We start from the raw sequence: 23,899 nt of genomic DNA, 5'->3' as shown, positions 1-23,899 counted from the left end.
TTTTTCCATCCGAAGCACTCATCAATTATTGATTTCTTTAAAACACTAATTAAACGTCCATCATGAAGAAGTATCTCTTTTCAATCGCATCATTTTTAACTCTACTTAGTTGTTCTACCACTAATCAAGTTGCTGAATCTCAAGTTGATGAAATTCAGACTAATGATGACAAGGTAGTAGTCTCAAACATTATCAACGAAATAACTATTCAAAATGAAAGTGTTATTAATGATGATTCCAACGAAATCTCAATCTCTCTTAAACCAATAGATACTCGTAAATTTGATTACTCTTCAATCTTTGGAAATTACGTTGGAGGTGAACACAGATCCGTAGCGTCATCAATAAATAGAGTATCTACCGAGACGGTAAATAGTTTAGGAAATGAATTTGACGAATTACTGGGTATTTTGGATAGAGAAGGCATTTCATATAACGACATTCGGGCAATATTAGAAATAATTGAAACCGAAAGCGATGCCAGAGGTGGATCATTTATTTTTACAGATCCCGAAATTCAAATCGAATCTGATTACGCTATAAATGAAAATAATCCATTTAGCAGAGACGGACGCTATCAGACTATTGTTGAATTAGATATTCAAAACAAATCTAATCGCTTAAAAAGAGTTTGTGAGGATCAGTTTATTATAACAAGTGGCGCAACTTCCTATTCAAATATTCCTACAAATGAACTGCTTGAAGATTATTCAGCTGGGTCAACTCAATATGAGCGACTCCATACTGTTTTATTAAATGGTTGCAAGATAATCCCTGCAAACTCAAATATAATTACTCACTTAGTTTATCCTTCTTTTTACGAAAATGATAAGTTAGTAGTGCGTTGGATTAAAGATGATTCAATATTCGAAAGTGAATTAGACATTGAAAAAAATGTAATGACTAACAGGTATTATTTTTCAAAAGTTAAAGTCGAAGATAGTACTCCAGGCTACAGAGTACTTAGAAATTCAGCGACGATAGACAATTCATCAGCTGAAAATTCTTACCATTTTATCCAATTGGGGACCTATTTAGACTATGTTGGCTCAGAAGAATTTTTCATTCATGATGATATCGATCTACTGTCTGTCCAAATTTTTACTATAAGAAAAAATAGGGACGAAACTTTCGAGATAGGGAAGACTCCCATCACAGAGGAAAATATTAGGAATGGAGTAATTAAAGTTGAATAAAGAATGATCAACATTTTTTATAAGCCAGCCATTATCTCTTCTAATTCTGATTAATAGGAACTATATGTCTATATCCAACACCATTAAATCCATCCAAGACATCATGCGGAAAGACGCCGGAGTTGATGGCGATGCGCAGCGAATTTCTCAGCTTGGCTGGATGCTGTTTCTTAAGATTTTTGACGACTATGAAGCGGAACAGGAGCTGATGGGCGACTATGAGTCTCCGATACCTGAGAAGTTTCGGTGGCGCAACTGGGCGGCCGATGAGGAAGGCATCACCGGTGAAGCTCTTCTCGATTTCATCGATGACCTCTTTAAGTCGCTGAAAGAGATGGAGCTGGATGAGCAAAGCCCAAAGCTGGCGTTTGTGGTGCAGTCCATTTTTGAGGACTCCTACAATTACATGAAGTCTGGTACGCTGCTTCGGCAGGTGGTAAACAAACTAAATGAAATCAATTTTAACCGGAAGGATGATCGGCACCAGTTCAATGATATTTACGAGAAGATTCTGAAGGATTTGCAAAGCGCCGGTAATGCCGGTGAGTTCTACACGCCTCGGGCCGTCACCAAGTTCATGACTCAGATGATCGATCCACAGATCGGTGAAACGGTATTTGATCCCGCTTGTGGTACAGGTGGTTTTCTGGTGGATGCCATCGAGCACATGAAAGAGCAGGCCACGTCTGTGGAAGACATCAAAGCATTTCAGGAGAACATCTCGGGTGTAGAGAAGAAGGCAATGCCCCACATGCTCTGTACCACCAACCTTATTCTGCATAGCGTAGATGTACCTAATGTGCGCCACGGCAATACGCTGGATAAGCCCTACAACGAGTACAAAGCCAAAGACCGCGTGGATGTGGTGCTGACTAACCCTCCGTTTGGTGGGCAGGAAGAGGACGGCATTGAGAAGAACTTTCCGGCGCAGTTTCAGACGCGGGAAACGGCCGACCTGTTTTTGGTGCTCATCATGCGCTTGCTGAAAGAAGGCGGCCGGTGCGCCCTGGTCCTTCCCGATGGATTTCTGTTTGGGGAAGGCGTGAAAACCCGCATCAAAGAGCGGTTGCTGAAGGAGAATAACCTGCATACCATTGTTCGCCTGCCCAAAGGCGTGTTTGCGCCCTACACCAGCATCAACACCAACCTGCTGTTTTTCGAGAAAGGCGGCTCCACAGATGAGGTGTGGTATTTTGAGCACACCTATCCCGAAGGCTACAAGAGCTACTCCAAGACCAAGCCCATCCGTATTGAGGAATTTGATGTGGAAAAGGAGTGGTGGGACGACCGCACCGAAACTGATCAGGCCTGGAAAGTAACGTTCGAGGAGATCGAGAAGCGGGGTTACAACCTTGATATCAAGAACCCGAACTCTGAGGAAAATCAGACCTATGATGTGGAGGCATTACTGGCCAAACGAAACAACCTGAACGATGAGATTCAAAAGCTGAGTCATTCCCTACTTAATGAACTCAAGGAGACCTTAGCGTGACTTTATCTGATCTACTGGACGAATTTAATGTTGTCTTAGATACCGCTGAAGGACTCACTGAACTCCGCTCCCTTATCCTGGGACTGGCCGTTCGTGGCAAACTGGTATCTCAAGATCCCAATGATGAACCGGCTTCGGAATTGCTGAAGAAGATTGAAGCGGAGAAAAAGCGACTTTATGAAGAAGGTGAGATTCGGAAGCCAAAAAAGTTTAAAGAAATTTCAGAAGAGGATTCTCCATTTGAAGTCCCTGCAAATTGGAAATGGATTAAAGTTGGTGACTCTGGGATAACTCAAACAGGGACTACACCAAAGAAATCAGAAAAAAAATACTGGGGTGAAGATTACAAATTCATCAAACCTGCTAACATTGAATCTGGTGAGATAGATTATAATTCTGAAGGTGTTTCAGCTTTTGCCGTTGATAATGGTAAAGCTAGACTAATCAAAGAAAAGTCAGTACTTGTCGTTTGCATTGGTACACTTGGTAAGACAGGATTTACTACAAAGAATATATCCTGTAATCAACAAATTAATGCTGTTACACCTTATACAGGTATAGACTTTAAATACATCTACTATGTTTTGACAAGTAATTTAATACAGAGTCAATACTTAGATCGAGCTACCTCAACTACAATTGTTATTTTAAATAAAGGAAATTGGGAGAAAACTTTATTACCTCTCCCCCCACCCTCCGAACAACACCGCATCGTACAAAAAATAGAATCCCTGTTTGCGGAAGTGGATGAATTAGACAAAAAATTAAACCGGCAAACCAAATTGGATGAGAAGCTGCAGCTGGCCGTCAATGCCGAGGTGCAGCAAGCTCCGGATGCCGACGCCTCCCAATCCGCCTGGACCTTCATCACCTCCAACTTCGACACCCTCTACCACACCCCCGAGGCTATCGATGACCTCAAAAAGAACATCCTGAATGAAGCCGTCCGTGGGAGGCTTGTCCACCAAGATCCCAACGGCGAACCCGCTTCCGAGCTCCTCAAAAAAATCGAAGCGGAAAAGCAACGGCTGTATGAGGAAGGCGAAATTCGTAAGCCGAAGAATTTGCCACCGGTTAAAGAAGATGAGATACCGTTTGAGATACCGGAGAGTTGGGAGTGGGTGAGATTAGCTAAAATCAATTCAGTTATTACGGATGGGGAACATATCAGCCCAGAATACACGGATAAAGGAGTTCCTATGCTTTCTGCGAAACACATTGGAGAAAACAAAGTAATTCTTAAGGACTATAAATTCGTAGCAGATGAAGATGCAGTAAAATTTTTAAGTAAATGTAATCCAGAGAATGGTGATATACTTATTGTTTCAAGAGGTGGTGGAGTCGGGAGAACAGTTTTAAATAAACTTAATACCCCATTTTGTTTGATGGGTAGTGTTTTACTTTTTAAACCACATTCAGATACCTCAAGCAAATATTTGTATTATTTTTTCAATACCAGTTATGGTTTCAAATCTTTAATTAACACATCAAGCCATACGGCCCAACAAGCCATATATATTTCACATTTAAAGGAAGGTTATATGGTTTCTCTTCCACCACTTGAAGAACAACACCGCATCGTCCAGCGCATCGAAGAGCTCTTTGTCATCTGCGACCAGTTCAAAGTTCAACTGGAGCAACGTCAAGCCGTGAATGAGCGGTTGGTTAAAGGATTGGTAGGTGAGGTTTTGGAGGGTTAATAAGCATGAAATCTTTCGATGAATTCATTGAGATCTTTCAAAGTAGATTTTGGAGAAAGTTAAAAGAAACCATTGTTCCATTCGAGGAAATACCTAAAGGAAAAGCAAAGAAGAAATTTTTGAAGGATTTTTACGAAAATCTTCAAGAAAAAAACTACCAGCCGAAATCACCACGAGAGTATATAGTATTCGACAAACATAATCTTGTATCTCGCATAGTTCCTACCTTCGAAATTCAAGACTATGTAGTTTACTTTTATTGTGTCAAAGCACTGGAACCGTTTATTGCAGAAACTGAGGATCGTATTCCAGGCACCTTTGGTGGCTGGACATTAAGTAACGGTTTAAGAGACGGCGAGAAGGATGAGATAACAGAACTTGAATCACAATATCTTAATAGTGCACCTTATGGTTCTGATACTTCATATAATCCATTAGCCTGGCGTAGACATTGGCAGCAATTTCAAAAATTAGCTTATGATTATGCAAATCAAACAGATTTTGGTTACGCATTAAAATTTGATATAGCCAATTTCTACGATTGCATTAATTTAAATTTGCTCGAGGAAAAAATTCGAACGGCTACTACGGGAGCAGATCACTATGAAGATGTGTCACTTTTATTTCACTTTTTAAGACAATGGAATAAGCCTTTAGAAGGATATTTTCCAAAAACTGTAGGTATTCCTCAGGATGAAATACAGGATTGCTCACGTATTTTAGCCAACTTTTATCTAAGGGTTTTCGATAATGAAATGTATAAATCATGTAGAAAGAAAAAATCAAAGTATTTGCGGTACTCAGACGACATGATATTGTTTTGTCCTTCTAAAAAAGAAGCTCTGTCATTGATCTTTTATGCTTCAAAAGAACTTCACAAGATTGGCCTAAACATTAATTCTTCAAAAGTCGATACGTTCGAAAACCGTGAAAAATTTAATGAATATTGGGCATTTGAAATTTTTGAATTACTGGAGGATGAAAATATAAAAGATAAGAAGACTCTAAATGAAGCAGTTGCACTATACTTTGAAAAATATCAAGAAAGTCCAAAAAGAGTTAGCATCTTGAGAAGGTTATTGGCGGCAGATTTTGAAGTCTTAAATAAGAAAAATCGAAGCTTATTAAAAAATGAGTATGTAAATAAAGAGTTTTTGAGTAATTGCGATTACCGTATGATGAAAAAAATCTATAATAAAATGAATGAGGAGAGTGCTAATCATATGGTTTCTTTATTAACCAAATTAACCTTTGAACTTAACTACAACTCGTTTCACTATAATTATAGAAAATTTCGTGAAAAAGTATTGAAGATTGATGAGTTAGACATTGAAAAGATGTTTATTGAATCAAAAATAGAGGAATTAAAATTATTCTAAGATGGATTCGAAGTTCAGCTGGGTACAGACACACAAAGATTTAGCAGAATACCTCCAGGATAAGGAGGACAAGCAAAAGGAATTAGTAGATCTATTGAGACAAGCCGGTGTGACTGCTGGCTTAGTCGATGAAGAGCCGAAAGGGAATCGATTTGATCTTGAGGAAATTGACCCGTTCTCGTTCTTCTGCTTTATCTACAAGTACGGTCCCGATAAAAGGCTTCAGATCCTTCAGAATATAGCATCTGAGCTGGATTTACATTATCCGGAGGATGAGCTTGGCATCCCATCTGCTCAGGCTCAGAAAGTGATGATGTTTCCTTTCAAGGATGGGCGGAACAATAATGAGATTGAAAATCTGTGGCAGTTTTTCTACAGCGCACTTGACGATTCAATTACCGATGAACAGTTTGAGAGTATCTTGAATCAGTATGGTGTCGGACCTGTCAAAATTACTGAGGCTCTATTCTACATCGATCCAGAAAATTACTTTCCTATCGATGGGCCTACCAAGCCTTACTTAAAACAGGTGCTGGGGGTTGACCCAAATTTCTCAACCTGGCAGGAGTATCTTGATATACTGAATAAAATTAAAAAGAAGACGGACCAACCTTTTTACGAGATCTCCTATAAAGCCTGGGTTTGGCTTGAGGAGCAGAAAAGGTTGGATAAGAAGTATCAGATCTTTCAGGAATTGTTAGATCGGTACAAGCAGTTTTTAAAAGATGAGGGCATAGAGGAGGAGCGTTATAAATGGGAGGCCATCCAACATTTTCTACAGACATTTGATACTGAGGCTGATGACTTCACGGAGAATTTTAATGCTGCCACATCTAAAGCGGCAAACCTTGTTTATCAGAATTCAATAGGGTTTATCCGAAAGGCTGTAATGTACTTTCCCGAAGAAGTTCGTGAAATGTTCAAAGCCTTGTATGATGAATCAAAGCCTTTACAGGAGCGGTATCAGAAATTTGTAGAAGTATCTGAAGAGCTGCTGCCGAAAGTAATTGAGACGCACGGCAAGCAGCTAAACCATCAGCAGGATGAACGCACGATCTCCTACTATTTGACAATGCGTTATCCGGATAAGTACCCGCTCTATAAGAATGAGACCTATCAGTATCTGATTTCTTTATTTGATGATCAGGATGCCAAACCTGCCGGTGAAAAGCTATTCCACTACCTGGAGCTTGCCGAAGACCTGGTTCCGGTAATTGAATCGGATGGTGATGTGATCGATATGATTGAAGATCAGCTTACAGAAGAATGTTACCAGGGAGAACAGCAATGGCTGGTATTTCAGGATGTTCTCTGGATTAATATGAGGACGATTGGTACATCGAATTACTGGGTGTTTCAGGGAAATCCCAAGGTATTTGATGTAGAACAGGCGCTCAAGGATGAAGCACTAACGAGCTGGAGAGTGAATGCCCATAAAGCAAAAATCACTCCCGGAGATAAAGTGATACTGTGGGTGACCGGAGACCAGAGTGGTTGCTATGCTCTTGCAGAAGTAGAATCTGATGTACACGAAGATTCGGTAAACGAAGCAGAAGTGCCCTACTATGGCGATGCCGCTGATGGTGAGCCTTTTGATCAGGTAAAACTTCGAATCACCCATAATCTTGCAGAAGATCCAATCACAAAAGAGCAAATAAACAGCTATGAAAAACTGACTGGATTAAATGTTGGAAACCAGGGCACGAACTTTTCAGCAACCCAAGAGGAGTATGAGGCTCTGGTTGAATTGGCTGAAGGCGCCGGTGATGCTATGTGGAATAAGTTAGTCAAAGTCGTATCTAAAATAGATAATGAGCAGGCTGTCCGGAAGTTCTTTGCAACTGTGAGGCATGTTTTAATCGAGTTCGATCTGAGCGATGATGATGAAATCACGTATGCTTCATCAATCAAAAAGTATATACAGTTTACAATTGGCAGCCGATATGTAACTCATCTTGAGAGAAAAAGTGGGAAAGTAATTCAGGGTTTTTATGTGGATAATGAACACTTAGAGGAGTTGAAAACGAATTATCCAAGCTTAGAAATCAGTGATAAAGCGGTACCACCTGAGGAGGGTGACATGACCTGGGTGTATATGGAGGCTGATGATGTCCAGGTTAAAGATTTCTTCGAGGGAATTGTATCACTGGCCAAGAAAGGAATTGAGAGTCAATCAAAATCTCAGTACAGATCTATTTATCCAGACAAACATAACCCCTGGATTGCAAAAGTTGCATTGGATGATGATTTACTTGAAAAACTACTAAAAGGTGAAAAGATGCCAGATCAGAAGAAAAAACAAGTAGTTAACTATCCACTCAACACCATTTTTTACGGACCTCCTGGCACAGGAAAAACTTACACCACAATCAAAAGAGCTGCTGAAATCGTGGAAGGCGATGTCATCGAAGACTATAATGAAGCAAAACAGATTTTCAATAAACAGTTAGGCGAGACAATAGAGTTTATCACCTTTCACCAGAACTACAGCTACGAGGATTTTATTCAGGGGCTTCGGCCTGATACGGAGAACGACAAAGAACTGACGTTTGACCGTGTAGATGGCCTCTTCAAAGAACTGGCAGATAAAGCGCTAAAAAACTATGAGGCATCTAAACGCCCGCAAACCAAGAAGAAGTCGTTTGAGGACGTTTTCAACACTTTTATCGATCCACTTGTGCAGGGCGAAGTGCAAGAAATAGAAGTTGAAATGAAAAGAGTCTCTTATTACATCACTGCTGTCACAAATCGCTCTATCGAGTTCCGTAAGGCCAGTGGTGTTTCATCTCATACACTGAGTATCAGTACATTGAGAAGAATGTATGAGGCTGAAGACGTTCTGGAAATTCAGGGGCTTTCATCTTACTACTCCCCTCTTTTGGATAAGCTACTTGATATGGGTAAATCGCCCGGTGAGACTGAAACGGTTGAGAGGAAAAACTATGTGCTCATCATCGATGAAATCAATCGGGCAAACATCTCTCGCGTGTTTGGCGAGCTTATCACCCTGATTGAGCCGGATAAACGCTACGGTCGAGAGATGCATATACCGGCGAGGCTTCCGTCTGGTGAGTCCTTTTCCGTGCCAGAGAACCTGTATATCATCGGCACAATGAACACGGCTGACAAATCGATTGCGCTACTGGACATTGCCCTCCGGCGCCGGTTTGAGTTTGAAGCGATGTATCCCAAATATGTGATCGATGGCGAGCAAATTCATGATTCAGATGTTCTTCAGAAAATTAACGACCGTATAAAGAAACTTAAGGGCCACGACTTCCAGATTGGTCACAGCTATTTCATGAAGAATCACGTCACTCTGAAACAGCGGATGAATCGAAGGGTCATTCCGTTGCTGCTGGAATATTTTATGAATGATGAGAAAGAAGTGAGAGATATACTCACGCATGCCGGGCTTTCTATCAAGGAAGATTCCTGGCCTCTTGAAATCACGGGCCGGGCATGATTAACCTCTTCGAATATAAAAACAAGGAGGAGCTTTCCGAGGAGTTTGACGGCTTGGATATGTTTCTCGATGATATCTGGAGGCAGCGGGAGAAAACCGGTTTCTACTATGGTAAGGATGACGAAGATGAGAAGATGGAAGCCCAGCGCTTTCTGCAGTTTCTCCACAAGACTGGTGAGGTAAAATCAAACAAGTATGTTGGCGTCATCCACTACGAGGGACAGAAAATTAACCTCCTGCCCAAGATCTTTTTTGAAGTGGGAAATAAGACTACCCAACGAAATATCAACGCCATCCAGCAGCACATCCTGTGGTGGCTGAGCTACTGCCGGAAGATCAAATTCCCCAACTATCAAACCTCACTCGACACTGAGAAGAGCGATTTCTTTGAGGTATTGATCTACCTGTTTGCCAAGTACACCCGGCAACTGCTAACGCACTCCATCTATCAGCAGTACGAAGAGACCCGGCGCGAGATGTCGTACGTACGTGGACGGCTGGATGTGGATCGTTATATCACTCAGAACCTCTCGCGAGCCCGCTGGCATAAGGTAAACTGTATATTTGATCCGTTTGTATTAGACAATCGGTTCAATCAGATCATCAAGTATGTCGCTACCATTCTGATGAACCAGACTGAAAATGATGAGAGTAAGAAGTATCTCCGGGAAATTCTGTTCACACTGGATGATGTTACTGATACAACAGCCACATCAAACGAGTGTGCAGCTATACAGTTTAACCCTGCCTTTGCCGAGTTCGAAACAGTGAGGGATTATTGTCAGCTTTTCCTGGACCACGCGGTCTCCTTCGACTACAAAAACGACCTGAAGCTGTTCGCCTTCCTGCTGCCGATGGAGTATCTGTTTGAGGACTTCATCTTCGGGTTTATCGAGAAGGAAGTGGATGGCGTGAAGGCAACATCGCAGGCCTCTGCCGTCCACCTGGATGAGGATAAAACCTTTCAACTGAAACCGGATTTGATACTGGAAACGAAAGCACGAAAGATCATCGCAGACACCAAGTATAAGATTGTATATTCAGATGAAGAAGATCCAAAAAAGGGAATTTCTCAACCGGATCTCTACCAGATGTTATCCTATGCTGTTCGATTTGAGATTGATGAGATTGCCCTGTTCTATCCTGATACAATTCAAAATTATCAATCGGGCCATAAAGAATTCCGAATTAAAGATCAGTTTGCCGAGGATGTAAACATCACAATCCGTGCCTGGCAGCTGCCTATTATTAACCGGGAGCTTATGGATGGATCACGGAACCAAAGAGTCTATCTTGATAAGGCTTTTGAGGGAGCGAGGAATGTGTTGAGACAAAGATTAGAATGGATATTGAAGCATTAGAAACAGGCTTCCATATTGACTTTGTATGCCGGTGTACTGACATTGACCTCAAATTCAGTTCACACTCGCCCAATGTATTATCGAGGCAGGTCTATCCTGAATGCAACCCACACCAATGCACGAGGTACAGTAGTGAATGAAATAATGAAGATCATGTCTCAGAGCCCGAACTATAAGAAGCATCTGATTCCGCAGGACAAGACCAAGGATACGTACAAGATAACATCTACACCGAAGGATCAGCAGACGGAAGAGGAGTTCACCCAAGAAGAGATGGAGCTACTGGCAGAGCACGCCCGGAATCAGAGGACATCGACTCCTGAAGAGGAATGACAAAAATGGTGAGTCTTAATAGTTTATTCATTAATAGATTTACCAAGAAGAAGACATAAACATTGGTCACTCAATACAGACTTGCAGATTCACGGGCTACATTGTGAGGGGTGTCAATATTTCCCAAGATATAAACAGTGGAAAGCCGCCCGCAGTATCGATTCCATTCTGAGATGGCAGCTTCAATCCCAGCGTGACGGGATGAACCACATCAATTGATTGATATGAAGAGTTGGGACGTGCTTACAGAGTATCGTAAAGGATAAGGCGTAGAGCCAAATTACAGGTGAAATCTCATCTTCCAGCTCATAGAGCAAATATCTCCCCCTATGTGGCAACCCAATGTTGTGGTATTTAACACTTATCAACTGAGAGAGGGCGCAGACGCCATCCAACACATTCATGAGCTATTCTGCTGTATTTGTAAAGCATGAATTCGCAGCCTTATTACACATAAGTCCCGTTTTTAGCTGGCAAGCCATTATGCCCCCCTTACTAAGGAGTTTTGTGGTAGTGTCGAAGATTGACAGACCCGGCGCCCTCAAACCAGGGCCAAGAACAAGTCGGTGAAACTCATCTTGTAACTACAAGTAATTACATTGTAAGTCTTTTTCATGAGCTCACTCTTCGCCATTTAATCAGTGGATGGCAGCCCATCAATTGCTTTACCCGAAGCGGCTAATCGTAAAGTCAAATCTGGACTCAGTGATGCCCGTCTTTTTTGATTCTTTCTTTAATAGATTGAAATATTTTCTAAGTTATGTCAGGGTCAATCACTACCATTCTGCTGATCCGACTCCAAGATGCAAACCTAAATAAATTCGGTTGCAGGAAATGTGCCTTCATAGCCTTTAAATAGAGGGCAGCGTTCCGAACAGGCTTAGGTGTTCGCTCTCATTTACTATACTCAATTAAGGGAAAGCCCTCCACTGGCCTTACAAAAAGCAAAAAATAGCCCAGCTTTACATAATGATCATTAGAAGACAAGAAAATCGCCCTTCATTTACTTTAAACGCATACCGAAAATTATAAGCTGGCTACTCTCAGGCAATCCACTTATCTGACGAAAATCGTGTGATTCAGGGTGGGTCCCCTTTTGGGACTCCAGTTTCCTTATTCCATAGACAACTATTATGGTACCCGTGATTGAGCTGGCCCACCATTCGTGGCAAAACATCTTGGGTCCCATAGGGGGGGGGTAAAAATATCTCAGGCCCAAAAGCCGAGTATATTTTCAAACAACTCATTCAAAATTCTTTCAGCAAAAAAGAGGCACAGTTGTGCTTCATGAAAAATCTCATGTTTGCACCCCTATGCCCTCTTTATAATTCTTTTCATTAACACAAGACACGTTTATGACCCAAGAGATTGAATTTCAAAATGCCAATGTGCCTAAGTGCCAAAGTGCCAGTGATGTAAGATCAGCTTACCATTTTCAGGTGCGACCTATCGTCTACTTTCTCATAAACACCGTGCGCAACTTTAATGATCTTTTTCTTGTCAATTAGATCATTCAATTTTCTCTTAATTGAACGTTCAGAATAACCCACTTCAAAGCCTACTCCCAAAGCCTCAGCTGTAGTGAATCGACCAGGCAAATTGTTGAGTATGGTTTGAATCTTCACCTCACTCGCTTTGAGATCATTTGATTGTAACTCAGTAAAGAGCAAATAAGATGAATGTTCTATACTTATTTGTATGATTTTAAGTGCCGTCTCCAGATCATCATCATTACCCGATATAAATTCTTTTCTTTCAATTGCACTTGGATCTTTCTCAAATAAGCGGAGTATTGTAAGAATTGTTGATATTCTTAACGCCGTAGTACCAGCTCTCTTCAGACAACTCTGCAAAACATCCGAATCTTGATTTACTTGTGTATTGAATATTATTTCAAATTTATTGTCTAACAGATCCCACTGCTTATTTGTATATAGGACAGCTAATTTCTCTTCTCGCCTTGATAGAAGAGAATATAAATCAAACAATTTAGAACTTGATGATTCAATTTCTTTGTTAAGTTGTCTGCCTTTATCCGTTGGCCGTTGGGATTGCCATACGGGTGGTGAATTAAACGTATAGATAGAAAATCTTGAATAAAATCCATTTTCAGTATTCCTAAATAAGTTCCGGAACTGATCATGCGTGCCAGTTAAAAGCATCGATAAAGCTGGGTTTTTTACAGTGAAAAAATCAGTTTTTCTACTTATCGATAAATCCTCGTGGTGAAATGCTTTACGCAACAGATCCGTAAAATTCCCCCAATCCTGAGTGTTTGCCTTTAAGAGAGTGTCAATTTCAGATTCAAAAATTATTCCCTTACCGCCATTTTCATTCAATGAGTCATATAGTGCTCTATCGGATGAATTGGCAGGCAGGTATAAACCACGAGGACCATTCACATCGGAAAAATTCCCTTTATTATCAGTCGAATTCGGATTGACAAATGAATGGTCATTACGAAAATTGGACAAATAATCGTCTAGTGATCTACCTAACCCTTTTGCCTTATTAGCAAATCCTTTTCCGGAAGCTGCTCTTGCAATAATTAGCATGTAAAAGTCTGGCGTGTACCACTTGTCGTCATGTTCAAGAATGACATTCTTCAAATGCGCTGATATAACTACAAGCGCACTTAAGAGAAAAATATCCTTTTTATGGTCTTTATCAATAAGACTACAAAGCCTATTTAGTAGCTTTGGAAGCTTATCATATATAGACTTCGGTAGAAGCGATGTATTCTCATCACTAGGTACACATGCTACGTCTATTTGATTTTGCACTGCTGGCATTTTGGCATTTTGCATTACTTGAGATAAGTAATCAGTACTCTCGCCATTTCGGAATGCATCTGAAATGTCTTTGTAATTTCCCTCTGATATAGAATGGTTGTCTACCACAAATGATTTATTTTTCATTATCTTATGAATGTTAACTGTTAATGACATTGATGTTTCTACTGCTTGTGGAGTATCTGTGTCCAGAAATACATAGGTAGAGGGAATATTTGAGAAGTTGAGTCTCAGATATTCCTCCTGCTCTGTGCTCAGTGAAGGCACCTCTCCAGCACACAGAGCAATTATATTTGCTTTCTCGCCTAAAAGCTGATGAAGCGACATCGCCTCTCTTGGTGACTTCGCTATGATTAATTGCGATTGAATGGGTTGCTCCGGAATACAGAAGAAAGATTTATTCGGCTTAGAGCCTGGTAAATTGCATATTACCTTTCCACCATTCTCTCTTCTATATAATTGAGCTCCAGTCATATATGGGAATAAGAGCCAATCGAATCCCCACTTTTCTATCAACCCAACCTCAAACGTCTGGAGCGTTTTTAAGTCAATTGAATCATATTCCAAAGCAATATTTAAAAGGCTATGTTCAGGCTCAGTGAATAACCTTTTAATCGCTTCTCTCTTTGTGGCCTGCATTTCATCAGACCAGAACGTAGTGTTAGCAGCTTTTTCTCTCATCTATCTGTAGAATTTAATGTTGAATTTTCTATCTATGTAATCCAGTGCATCAATCTCTGGACGGTTTAATGCAATCGAAGTCAATTTTTGTATATCTCCTTTTATATTTGTGCCAAAATCACAGAATGAACCGTGGTTTATATTTACACTAAATGATGGTTTTTTATCTTCTCGAAACGGACTTTTAATGACAACCCAGCCTTTTTTACCAACTTTAGACGGGTCCCACTTGATGCCAAATTCTTGAAGCAATGTTCTTACCTCTTTAGGCTTTAGTAAACTGGATATATTTCTCGGCATATGACTATTAGTTATTTTTTGGTTTTGTCCAAGTGCTATGTATTCAATGCGCTTCACACGCAATCAACAATATGTTGTCGTTGGACTTTTTTGTTAAGATAAGTGGGGGCAACTCTTGATAAGACAGCCCCCTCTTGATGGTTTTAATTTTTATTTTTTATCATCTAAGCTATTAACAAGTGGTCTTGATTTAAGCCAGCTCTCTAAATCTGACTCAAGCCATCCTACTAAACGCTGAGATATTTGCCTTCTTGATGGAAGCTCTCCTCTCTGTTCCATTCTCCACAAGGTGGTTCTGGATACAGATAATTTTTCCATCAGTTGATAGGGACGAATTATTTTCATAAGTTACGGGTTTGTTATGTGTTCTTATTTAACTCCGTGAAACTTATGAAATTCTCCAAAACTGCTTTTTGCAAAGGGGCGAAAATAGCGTCCTTACAAATAGTTGTTTATGTGGGATTTATAAAATGATTGTTTTTTCAGAAAATTGTGAAAACTACTATTTTTGCTTATCTCCAAATTTTCTGAGAGCGAGACACCACTCTTTCTTGGTATGACACTCTATTTCCGAATCAAGTTCTCCAAGTAATTTCCCCACTCTGCTAAAGCCTCCCTGACTTCACTCTTATATTGATACCGATCATACACAGCGGTAATACTGCTACCACCCTCATGTTGTGAGTGATTAAGCACTTTCCCAATAATCGTCCTGTCATATCCTAACCTGGCAATATTGCTGGCAACTGTTCTTCTTAGGTCATGATTTATATAATCTTTTATACCTGTAGTATCCCTAATTCTTCCCATTGCATCCCCCACATATGAAAGTGGTTTGCCTGGCTTGTATTGAGATTCGAAAATAAATTCGCTATCACTTTCTGCCTTTAACTGTTCAATTACTGTTATTCCTAAAGATGGAATTGGTACATAGTGTGTTCGAGAAGATTTAGTATTACTGGATTTAATAGTCCACTCCCCGCCTGATCCAATATCCTGCCATTTCATCAATCTCGTTTCACCCAGTCTTTGGCCGCAAATTAAAAGCATTTTTAAAAGTGACTGCATTGGCTCCTGTTCTTCTTCAAATGCAATCCATAGCTTTTTTATTTCCTCAGCAGAGTAGATACGATCGCGAGAGTTCTCCCTTGACAACTTTTTAATTGATGGCACGAAATTGAATTCCAGCCAATCTTTTTGCACCCCAAATGAAACCATACTCGATAAAATTGCTCTAACCCTGTTTGAGTTGGTTCCATTTGAATCTTTAATCGCAATCTTTTCCAATAAACCTCTTACATCCGATTTACTTAATTCCTCTAATGGTATTTCACCTATAGATGGGATGATTTTAGAGTTGATACGACTCTTATATGAAGCATTTGTACTTTCTTTAAGGGTGGGTAAATGTTGAGTCTTATATGCTTCTGCCAGGTCAGCGACAGTTAAAGGCTTAGCCTTCCGCTTTAAATACTTTCGCTCTTCAAGCGGATCAATACCTGTACTAATCTTATATGCAAGCTCTTTAGCGATGCTTCTGGCATTTGATAGACTCAGTAATTTATACTCCCCAATAGTATACCTTTTCACCTTATTGTGAAATCGATACCTATAAACAAATGATTTGTGATTGGTCGGAGTGATTCTCAAAGCTAAGCCATTTACTAATTCATCGTAGTATTCGGCTCTTTTTGATGTATCGTTTGATAATCCTTTTATGAAAGGATCGGTAAGTTTGATATTTGGCAAGGATCTGATTGATTAAGTTCGGGGACAACAGGGGGACAACAAACTTGCTCAATCTAATGAAACACTGATAAACATCAAAATACATTTATACATTGTATATCAATGACTTACAGGTCATTAATAAAAATTGTGAATTATAGTGAAACACCTATTTTTTGGACTTAAAATCCAATTGGTATTTAAATGCCAGTGCCGGTTCGAGCCCGGCCCGAGGTACTTTTATTAAGACGTAAAGTTATTATTAACAATGCTTTACGGCTTTTTTATTTTTCGTTGTAAAACAAAAACTACCTTTTGCTCCAGGAAAGTATTTTCCACTTCTTTATTCGATGAGCTCTCAGCCATCTTCGGAAGTATTTTTTATATGTTGCTGCTGAGTATTGCAGAGATCTTTTTCTTGCTTATAGTGATAGAAAAGGGATTCCAGTCTATCAAGGTCTCTCATGATAGTGTCTTTAATTTACTTATCGTTGGATATGCTAAATTGACTCCGTTTCAGCTGACTGCTCTAAGTAAACAGTGCAGCGTTTTTCGGTTTGTCTGCAGGCTTCAGCGCTTAACCGGCATTGATCATATTCATACTTTTCGCATTCCGTCGCGCATTCATCACACATTGTCATACAGAGTTTTACTGCGGACACAGCATAACTGGAATCCCGCGCCAATAGTCTCAGGGCCAAATGGCATACATCTGCACAATCAAGGCTGAATTTTATACAGTCTGACATCGACTCGTGATCATCTGCTTCAAGAGAGGATATAGCACAGTTATTACATGCTGCGTCACATTTCTCCAATGACTCTACAAGTTCACTGTACGCATCCATATCAGAAGGGACTGTGGTTTAATTAAAACACATTTTTTTGACTCTCTGATATTAATATATAAACAAAGACTCTTGATTCAGGTAAAATGAATTGTGACTTGTTTGTAGTTCGAATTGCCACATTCATTTATTGCGCCCCTGTTGATTAGTGCGGATAATTCATTCTTATGATCTAATCATAATAAAGTAGAGCCAATAATTGATGGAAGAATGCACCTTGTTAGTCCAGGACACATTCGGTCTTGAAAGAATTGGCGGACAAGGAAGCTGTAAGATCTGCGGGGACCTTTTATCATACCGGCGAGGAACCGATTAATGATCGATATGCGTGGCGGACCATTGATAAAAGGTAGCAGAGATTACGTGACCGCGCCTCCCGACAGCCGTCGGGACCACAGCCTTGATTTTTTCGCCATGGGCATCCCTTTGGGAGGTTCGTTTTGCCACGAAGTGATCCCTTATACGGGGCATCAAGGCAAAATGAACAGAACTTTATGTTCCACTGTGGCTGTAAGTTAATACTCATATTTAACTTACAGCGAACATTATGTTATCAATCATATTAGTTCAGGCATTTTATTTTATCAAGCAATCAAATCATAAGCTTTTCGTGTTTCCCTGATACTTTTGAACGGTCAAAAGTATCCATGCCCAAGGCATCCCTCTCGGGGAAACCCGCCGGCTAAAGATTTGCTCCGGTGGGCACATTTAAACACTTTGCCCCGTAGGGATCCCTTTGGGGCGATGTAAAAACGAAGGTCCGCATCGCTTTGTCATTGTAAATTAGATTCGGCCGGTATGTTTTTACACCCATCGCATGCGTGTTAAAATGAGCAGACACCACCTGCACAAATTGGAGGCCGGATAGATGAACAGCCTCAAAAAATTTAGATGCAATTCAATACATAACCCTTATTAATCAACACAGAACCCAAATTTTTCAGTTTTAAGACAAACTCAGATTGAAATCGTTTGGTTTTGTAAGAATCTCTGACAACAGAGATTTGGAGGTTGAATTGATAAAATAGATAACCTGTGTGTGCCCTTCCTTCCCGTGTCTCTGATATGGTTTTTTATTCCCTGATATGCTAATAACCGGAACTCTCTCCCCTCTAAACATTTTTGTTAGAGCATTATTCAGCACATTCTTTTTTTCCAATGCTACATCCAACAAAATATAATCCGGCTTTATATCCGATATACTTTCGCATACCTCACTGTAGGAATCTGCACTATGAATCATAAGCAGGTAGTTCGTATTGCTTAATATTTTGTTTTGTGCCAGCGCCAGAAATGTATCTTCATTTATGATAAGTACTGATTGAAGCTTATTCATGGTTTAAAACACTTAAAATGAATAATTATATTCCGGATATAGTGCCAGCTGCAGATTACACCACCCGGCTTCATTTTCCTTCCGATGCTTAACAATTTTACCATAATCCACCTGTGAGAGCTAATTATCTAACAAAACCAACCATTATTATAATTATGGTTCCTCAGTTGCCAGGGCAACTGCCTCACAGCATCGGTTTTGTCTTTGTGCCGTCACTGCTTTGCATGATATTGTTCAGCAGACAATTCATAAGCTAATCTAATGTTACAACTATCACCATCACGCCTGCTCGCTTCCTTTGCGGGTCTTTTTAGCAAAGCATTGTAAAACGGGTTCACACAATGAGTTTCCGGATAACCCATATTAAGCTGCCCGGGATTGGGTATATCCGACTTCCCAAACCCTCCTGCTATTAGTGAGTAATGTGTGTTTAAATCTTTGCATGTGCGTGACTGTCGGATTCAGGCGGGTTGCCAGCCACCTTCAAAAGGTGACCGCAACAACTATACAATTGGTACGCGCTGCTGACTGTTGTTTTTTACTTGCGTTTTAGTTTTGCTTCTATACTAAGCTGGGTATGTGGAACAGCCTCTAATCGGCCTTTTGCAATTTTAGTGCCTTTAACCTTACAGATCCCGTACGTTTTATTTTCAATTCGGTCGAGAGCATCTTCCAGGTATTGAAGAAATTTGCGTGTACGGTTGTAAAAAATGTGCTTTTTCTCCTGCATGTGCACATCATTGCTAATATCTGCAATATGTGATGCATGGGCTGATCCGCCATCAGAGTTCTCCCTGAACTCAGCTATAGAGTTTTGAAGAATTTCCATCTCCTTAACTGTTTGGTCCCTCTTCTTAAGAATGATATCCTTAAAATACATCAGTTCATCATCAGTGTATGGACTTTTAAGATTGATTTGATCGCCTTTTTTTTGAAATGACATAGTCTTTTGCTTTTAGATTTAATTGATATAACACAGTTTATTCTTTTGTCAGTAATACTCTGACCGATGCTCGCGCCTTCACCTTCAACCGCCAAATCGGGTCATCTGTAGATGGCAAATGAAACAGGCCTAATCACCATCACATAGCTTTAGCATTCATGTTCACCCTTTCAATCGCAATGTCATTTAGAGTGGCATCTGCAGCAGATTCCTCGTCCAGGGTTTGCTGAAGCTTTTTAGCGGCTTCATTATGGCCGAGGGATTTGGCATACGTTACAGCGGTTCCATAGGCGGCAATTTCATAGTGTTCCATTCGCTGTGCGTCTGCGATCATCCCGGCATCTAATACATCCGGGTCCGGGTTTCTTGACATAAATTCGTTCGCCTCTTCGATCAGACCCTGCATCGCATTGCAGGTTTCTCCGCTGAGATCCACGCCGAGCGATTCACCTATCTCATCGAGACGCTGTTTATGAACACCCGTCTCTTCAAGATGGTCACGGAAAGCATTTTCCAGTTCTTCATTCGATGAGCTCTCAGCCATCTTCGGAAGAGCTTTCATAAGTTGCTGCTCGGCATTGTAGATATCTCTTAATTGATGATAGAAAAGGTCTTCCAGGTTTTTCAGGTCTCCCATGGTAGTATCTTTATTTGTTTAATTATTGTTTAATGTTTGATGTCTGGTGTACTAAATTGACGCCGTTTCAGCTGACTGCTCTAAGTAAACAGTGCAGCGTTTTTCGGTTAGCCTGCAGGCTTCTGCGCTTAACCGGCATGGGTCATATTCATGTTTTTCGCATTCCGTCGCACACTCATCACACATAGTCACACAGAGTTTTACTGCAGATAAAGCCTGATCGGAATTCCGCACCAAAAGACTCAGGGCCAATTGGCATACTTCTGAACAGTGAAGATTTAATTTGATGCAGTCAGATATCGGTTTTCGATCAAGCAATTCAACAGAGGATATAGCACAATTATTACATGCTGCGTCACATTTTCCCAATGTCTTTATCAGTTCACTGTACATTTCCATATAAGTGGGGCTATGATTAATCTTAAAAAAATAAGCCTCTTAAACTCTCCTCACTATTTTATGAACTAACACGTATGATTCATATAAAATATATTGTGACTTGTTTGTAGTTCGATTTACTACAGTATGCTACCAAAGAGGAGTATTATTCAGGATCAAGCAGCCAGAGGGGATTCACATCCAAACCCTCACTGAGGCAAAAGCGGCACACTTCTGTCATTAAGCTAAACCTGCTGCCTGGCATCTTTTTTATACCGTTTTTCTTGATGAGTATCGGTTCAAGAGCAAGCGCCGGGGAGCGGTTTGTAATTGTATCTTAAAGTCTTCCGCCGGCTGGCGGAGAGATTTCTCCGAAGGAGTGCCTACGGCAAGAGGGGGGGCATCGGTTTTTTCATAGATCTGATGAACATCCCCCTTCCCAACGGGATCCCTTTGGGAGAATCCCCCTTTTTTCGCCTTGGCATCCCTTCGGGAAAGGGGGACTTTTGAAATCATTATTGGTTCTACAGGAAAGTTTATGGGTACGTATATAAATCTTATGCAATTTTTTTATATCGTCTCATCAAAACAACTGGTCAACCAGTATGTCATTCGACAGGACAAACTGTGTTGCTTTTACAGATTCTTCATAAAACGGAAACCCACCGTTTTATTCAGAATGACATTGATTCCGTTGGGGGTGGGCGGCGTGATGACAAGGCGATATTGAAAAACGACTACTGAACCCACGCCGCCCAGGTACCAACCTATGAACGTGTCATCCTGATCAAGCCATTGTAGTTAATGGCGCAGAGAAGGATCTGCAAAAGCAATTGACCTATATTTTGAACATGATCTAAGCGATTATTCCCAAATTTTGCCATCAACCCACAAACTTTCCTGTAGAACCTCATTATTTAAGAATCGACTCAGGTTATAGATAAATCATCCGATCACTCCTATTCGACATCTTACCTTTTGACATCACACCCGTCAATCAGATGACTGCGGGAAACCTGATTTCAAAAATCGTACTCCCGTTTTGTGTAACTTTACAAGTGCCTTGAAGCTGCCTGGTCAATGTTTTAATCAGAGTCATACCCATAGATTGACGGTCTTCGATAGAAAAATCTTCCGGTAATGAGTTTCCGTTATTTGAAACTTTAAGAACCACTTCATTTTCATTGACCGCGAGAGTAATTTGTATGTGCCCATCATTTGAGCCGTCAAATCCATGTTTAAACGCGTTACTTAACAATTCATTAATAATGAGCCCTAATGGTACCGCCCGTCTCGTTTTGAGGTTAAACGGTTGCAAATCTTTTTCTACCGTGATATTCTTCTGGTCAGAATTAAAAGATGTCAGGACAATCGAAGAAAATTCCTCTATATAATCGCGTACATTAACTTCAGAGAGGGTTTCTGACTGATAGAGTTTTTCATGAATCAGTGAAATTGAGTTAATCCGGGATTGGGTTTCCTCGATTAACTCTTCTACCGAATCCACGGGCTCATGTTTCTTCAACTCAAGGAGACTTGATACAATAGATAGATTGTTTTTCACCCGGTGGTGGACCTCTTTCAGCAGCGTTTTCTTTTCTTGCAGCGCTTGCTCTATCTTTTGCTGATATTCTTTACGTTCTATGATATCACGTACAACGCATATCATCCTGCCATCGGCCGTACGGCTGAGCGAAACTTCCTGTGGAAAAATGGACCCGTTTTTTCTTTTACCTACTGTTTCTCCTCTCCAACGCCCCTCCTTTACTATTTCGGGCAGCACGTTGCTCTCAAAAAATCTGGTGTCGCTATCTCTGTATAAAAGTTTCCATGTCTTATTCAGCAGTTCATCCGGGGAATTATAGTCGTAGATATTTGCAAACGCATCGTTCATATATTCGAACTCTCCATCTGAATTCAGCATCGAAATACCGTCCATGGAAGATGAAATTGCCTGAGAACGTTTTTCCAGTTCTTGCAGAATATTAAGCCCTTCTGTTAAATCCTCAATGTAAACGTGTACTATAGGTTTGCCCCCAATCATATACTTGCAAGGCGTTACCTTAGCTGTAAAAACAGACCCATCCTTCCTTTTAAATATTGTTTTAGCGCTCAGTTTATCCTTTGTCTTTATTTTTGACAGAACATGCTCAGACGCTTCCAACTGATCATCAGTATGAAGGGCAAATACTTTTTTACTGAGCAGTTGGTTTTTTTTCGTAGCCAAACTCACCAACAGCGCTATCATTGGCATCTATAATATTCATATCCATATCATGGACAATAACCGGAATAACAGAATGTTTAAAAATCTGTCTGAAAACATCTCCGTTTAGATCAATTTTTTGGAATCCATCTGCTAGATCAGATCCACCCGTTCTTCTTTTCGTTCTATTTTCTTCAGTCATCAAAGTACTCTCCTTCGCTCCTGCTTGTGTGGCTAACCTGCTTCTTCCGTTCCGTATAAAAAGGTTATTTGTATATGACATATATGCACCAAAGTTGAATAAAATCTTCTCTTAATAAAAAAAAGTGCCCCTATAATGGGTCACTTCTAAAAATGCTTTCTGTCCCTTTGATTAGACATGGGAAATGTATTAATCTGACCTTTTACTAAAACTGTGTATAAAGTATTAGATGATCGATGGACATCACTTATTCTCTTGCTTTTCACCAGGGATTTTTTCTGATAGTTCTTTTACGGGCATAAAACTTATCAGTCAATAATCTATGACTGATTACTGTAGTGTCAGGTAGGTTGATTTGTGATTCTCTTGTAGTTGTATTTGCTACTTTATTAGACCATTAAAGGCCTCAAGAAGCCTTAATCGCCTCAATTTTTTCCTGATATGCAAAACATTGATGGGCACGCGAACTTCACTAATGTACAACAGATTGACGGGTGCTGTGCCAGTGACACGGGAGACAATACCATTTTAAAATCTGGTTCTGCGGGAAACCTTGTGAGTAGTATTTCTTTTTGAATAACTATCCTCTTTAGTGGATGACAGAGTAGAAATAACGTTTCTAAAAAAAATAGAATCGTGACGTTCTGGCTATTCACCTGGGCCGTGGGCAAATTCTCAGCCTCACTTTTTACCACGTCCCAAAGGAATCTCTCTCGGGCAATGTCACTAACTTTAATGAATATTTTCCTACTGGAAAACTTTTAGATATGAAAATGGATTTGTCAATCTCAAAAAGTTCCCTGTTCATTTTGTCTTGAAACAAAACGAACCAAAAATTCAAGGCGGCGAAAAAATTGACGCGGTCACGTAATCTCTGCTACCTTTTATCAATGGTCCGCCACGCTTAATGCATGTTAACCG

16 protein-coding genes are annotated in these 23,899 nt (G+C 40.3%); 7 read left to right on the top strand and 9 right to left on the bottom strand.

The annotated features are described in order from the left end of the window. Positions 1 to 62: 62 nt before the first annotated feature. From AABW11_RS09755 to AABW11_RS09725, 7 genes are all read left to right on the top strand, one after another. Positions 63 to 1,196, top strand: coding sequence for a hypothetical protein (locus tag AABW11_RS09755; protein ID WP_340104893.1), 1,134 nt, complete (start codon positions 63 to 65; stop codon positions 1,194 to 1,196). 64 nt (positions 1,197 to 1,260) lie between these two features. Next, on the top strand, positions 1,261 to 2,688 hold the full coding sequence (locus tag AABW11_RS09750) for a type I restriction-modification system subunit M (protein ID WP_340104892.1): 1,428 nt from the start codon (positions 1,261 to 1,263) through the stop codon (positions 2,686 to 2,688). Then, positions 2,685 to 4,388 (top strand): restriction endonuclease subunit S, encoded by a 1,704-nt coding sequence (locus AABW11_RS09745; protein ID WP_340104891.1) that lies wholly within the window; start codon positions 2,685 to 2,687, stop codon positions 4,386 to 4,388. The genes AABW11_RS09750 and AABW11_RS09745 overlap by 4 nt, the downstream gene beginning before the upstream one ends. A 5-nt stretch (positions 4,389 to 4,393) precedes the next feature. Next, entirely contained in the window at positions 4,394 to 5,767 is a 1,374-nt protein-coding gene (locus AABW11_RS09740; RefSeq protein ID WP_340104890.1) for an RNA-directed DNA polymerase, read from the top strand. Between the two features lies 1 nt (position 5,768). After that, a complete protein-coding gene (locus AABW11_RS09735; RefSeq protein ID WP_340104889.1) occupies positions 5,769 to 9,233 on the top strand; it encodes an EVE domain-containing protein in 3,465 nt (1,154 codons plus the stop codon). Beyond that, a complete protein-coding gene (locus AABW11_RS09730) occupies positions 9,230 to 10,594 on the top strand; it encodes an McrC family protein (protein WP_340104888.1) in 1,365 nt (454 codons plus the stop codon). The genes AABW11_RS09735 and AABW11_RS09730 overlap by 4 nt, the downstream gene beginning before the upstream one ends. A 72-nt stretch (positions 10,595 to 10,666) precedes the next feature. Continuing rightward, complete coding sequence (locus AABW11_RS09725; protein WP_340104887.1) at positions 10,667 to 10,927, top strand: hypothetical protein; 261 nt, start codon at positions 10,667 to 10,669, stop codon at positions 10,925 to 10,927. Between the two features lie 1,421 nt (positions 10,928 to 12,348). Here the strand turns inward: AABW11_RS09725 and AABW11_RS09720 are convergent. The 9 genes from AABW11_RS09720 to AABW11_RS09680 all read right to left on the bottom strand — a co-directional run bounded on the left by AABW11_RS09720 (position 12,349) and on the right by AABW11_RS09680 (position 22,978). Beyond that, positions 12,349 to 14,400 carry a DUF3987 domain-containing protein gene (locus AABW11_RS09720; RefSeq protein ID WP_340104886.1) on the bottom strand — a complete coding sequence of 684 codons (2,052 nt, stop codon included), beginning with the start codon at positions 14,398 to 14,400 and terminating at the stop codon, positions 12,349 to 12,351. Further along, entirely contained in the window at positions 14,401 to 14,757 is a 357-nt protein-coding gene (locus AABW11_RS09715) for a hypothetical protein (protein WP_340104885.1), read from the bottom strand. Between the two features lie 93 nt (positions 14,758 to 14,850). Beyond that, on the bottom strand, positions 14,851 to 15,045 hold the full coding sequence (locus tag AABW11_RS09710; protein ID WP_340104884.1) for a helix-turn-helix transcriptional regulator: 195 nt from the start codon (positions 15,043 to 15,045) through the stop codon (positions 14,851 to 14,853). A gap of 219 nt (positions 15,046 to 15,264) precedes the next feature. Further along, positions 15,265 to 16,449, bottom strand: a complete 1,185-nt coding sequence (locus AABW11_RS09705) for a tyrosine-type recombinase/integrase (RefSeq protein WP_340104883.1) — start codon at positions 16,447 to 16,449, stop codon at positions 15,265 to 15,267. 1,773 nt (positions 16,450 to 18,222) lie between these two features. Beyond that, positions 18,223 to 18,612 carry a hypothetical protein gene (locus AABW11_RS09700; protein WP_340104882.1) on the bottom strand — a complete coding sequence of 130 codons (390 nt, stop codon included), beginning with the start codon at positions 18,610 to 18,612 and terminating at the stop codon, positions 18,223 to 18,225. A gap of 538 nt (positions 18,613 to 19,150) precedes the next feature. Next, the gene (locus AABW11_RS09695; protein WP_340104881.1) at positions 19,151 to 19,555 is read right to left on the bottom strand and encodes a TraR/DksA family transcriptional regulator; all 405 of its coding nucleotides are present in this window, start codon (positions 19,553 to 19,555) and stop codon (positions 19,151 to 19,153) included. 139 nt (positions 19,556 to 19,694) lie between these two features. After that, positions 19,695 to 20,192 carry a ferritin-like domain-containing protein gene (locus AABW11_RS09690; RefSeq protein ID WP_340104880.1) on the bottom strand — a complete coding sequence of 166 codons (498 nt, stop codon included), beginning with the start codon at positions 20,190 to 20,192 and terminating at the stop codon, positions 19,695 to 19,697. A gap of 1,375 nt (positions 20,193 to 21,567) precedes the next feature. Further along, complete coding sequence (locus AABW11_RS09685; protein WP_340104879.1) at positions 21,568 to 22,797, bottom strand: sensor histidine kinase; 1,230 nt, start codon at positions 22,795 to 22,797, stop codon at positions 21,568 to 21,570. Then, positions 22,766 to 22,978, bottom strand: a complete 213-nt coding sequence (locus AABW11_RS09680; protein ID WP_340104878.1) for a PAS domain-containing protein — start codon at positions 22,976 to 22,978, stop codon at positions 22,766 to 22,768. The genes AABW11_RS09685 and AABW11_RS09680 overlap by 32 nt, the downstream gene beginning before the upstream one ends. Positions 22,979 to 23,899: the final 921 nt, after the last annotated feature.

Origin of the sequence: Rhodohalobacter sp. 8-1 (genome assembly GCF_038150125.1) — a bacterium.
GTDB lineage: Bacteria > Bacteroidota > Rhodothermia > Balneolales > Balneolaceae > SW132.
Note: the sequence above shows the minus strand (reverse complement) of the source record. Positions and strands in the feature narration are given on the sequence as shown.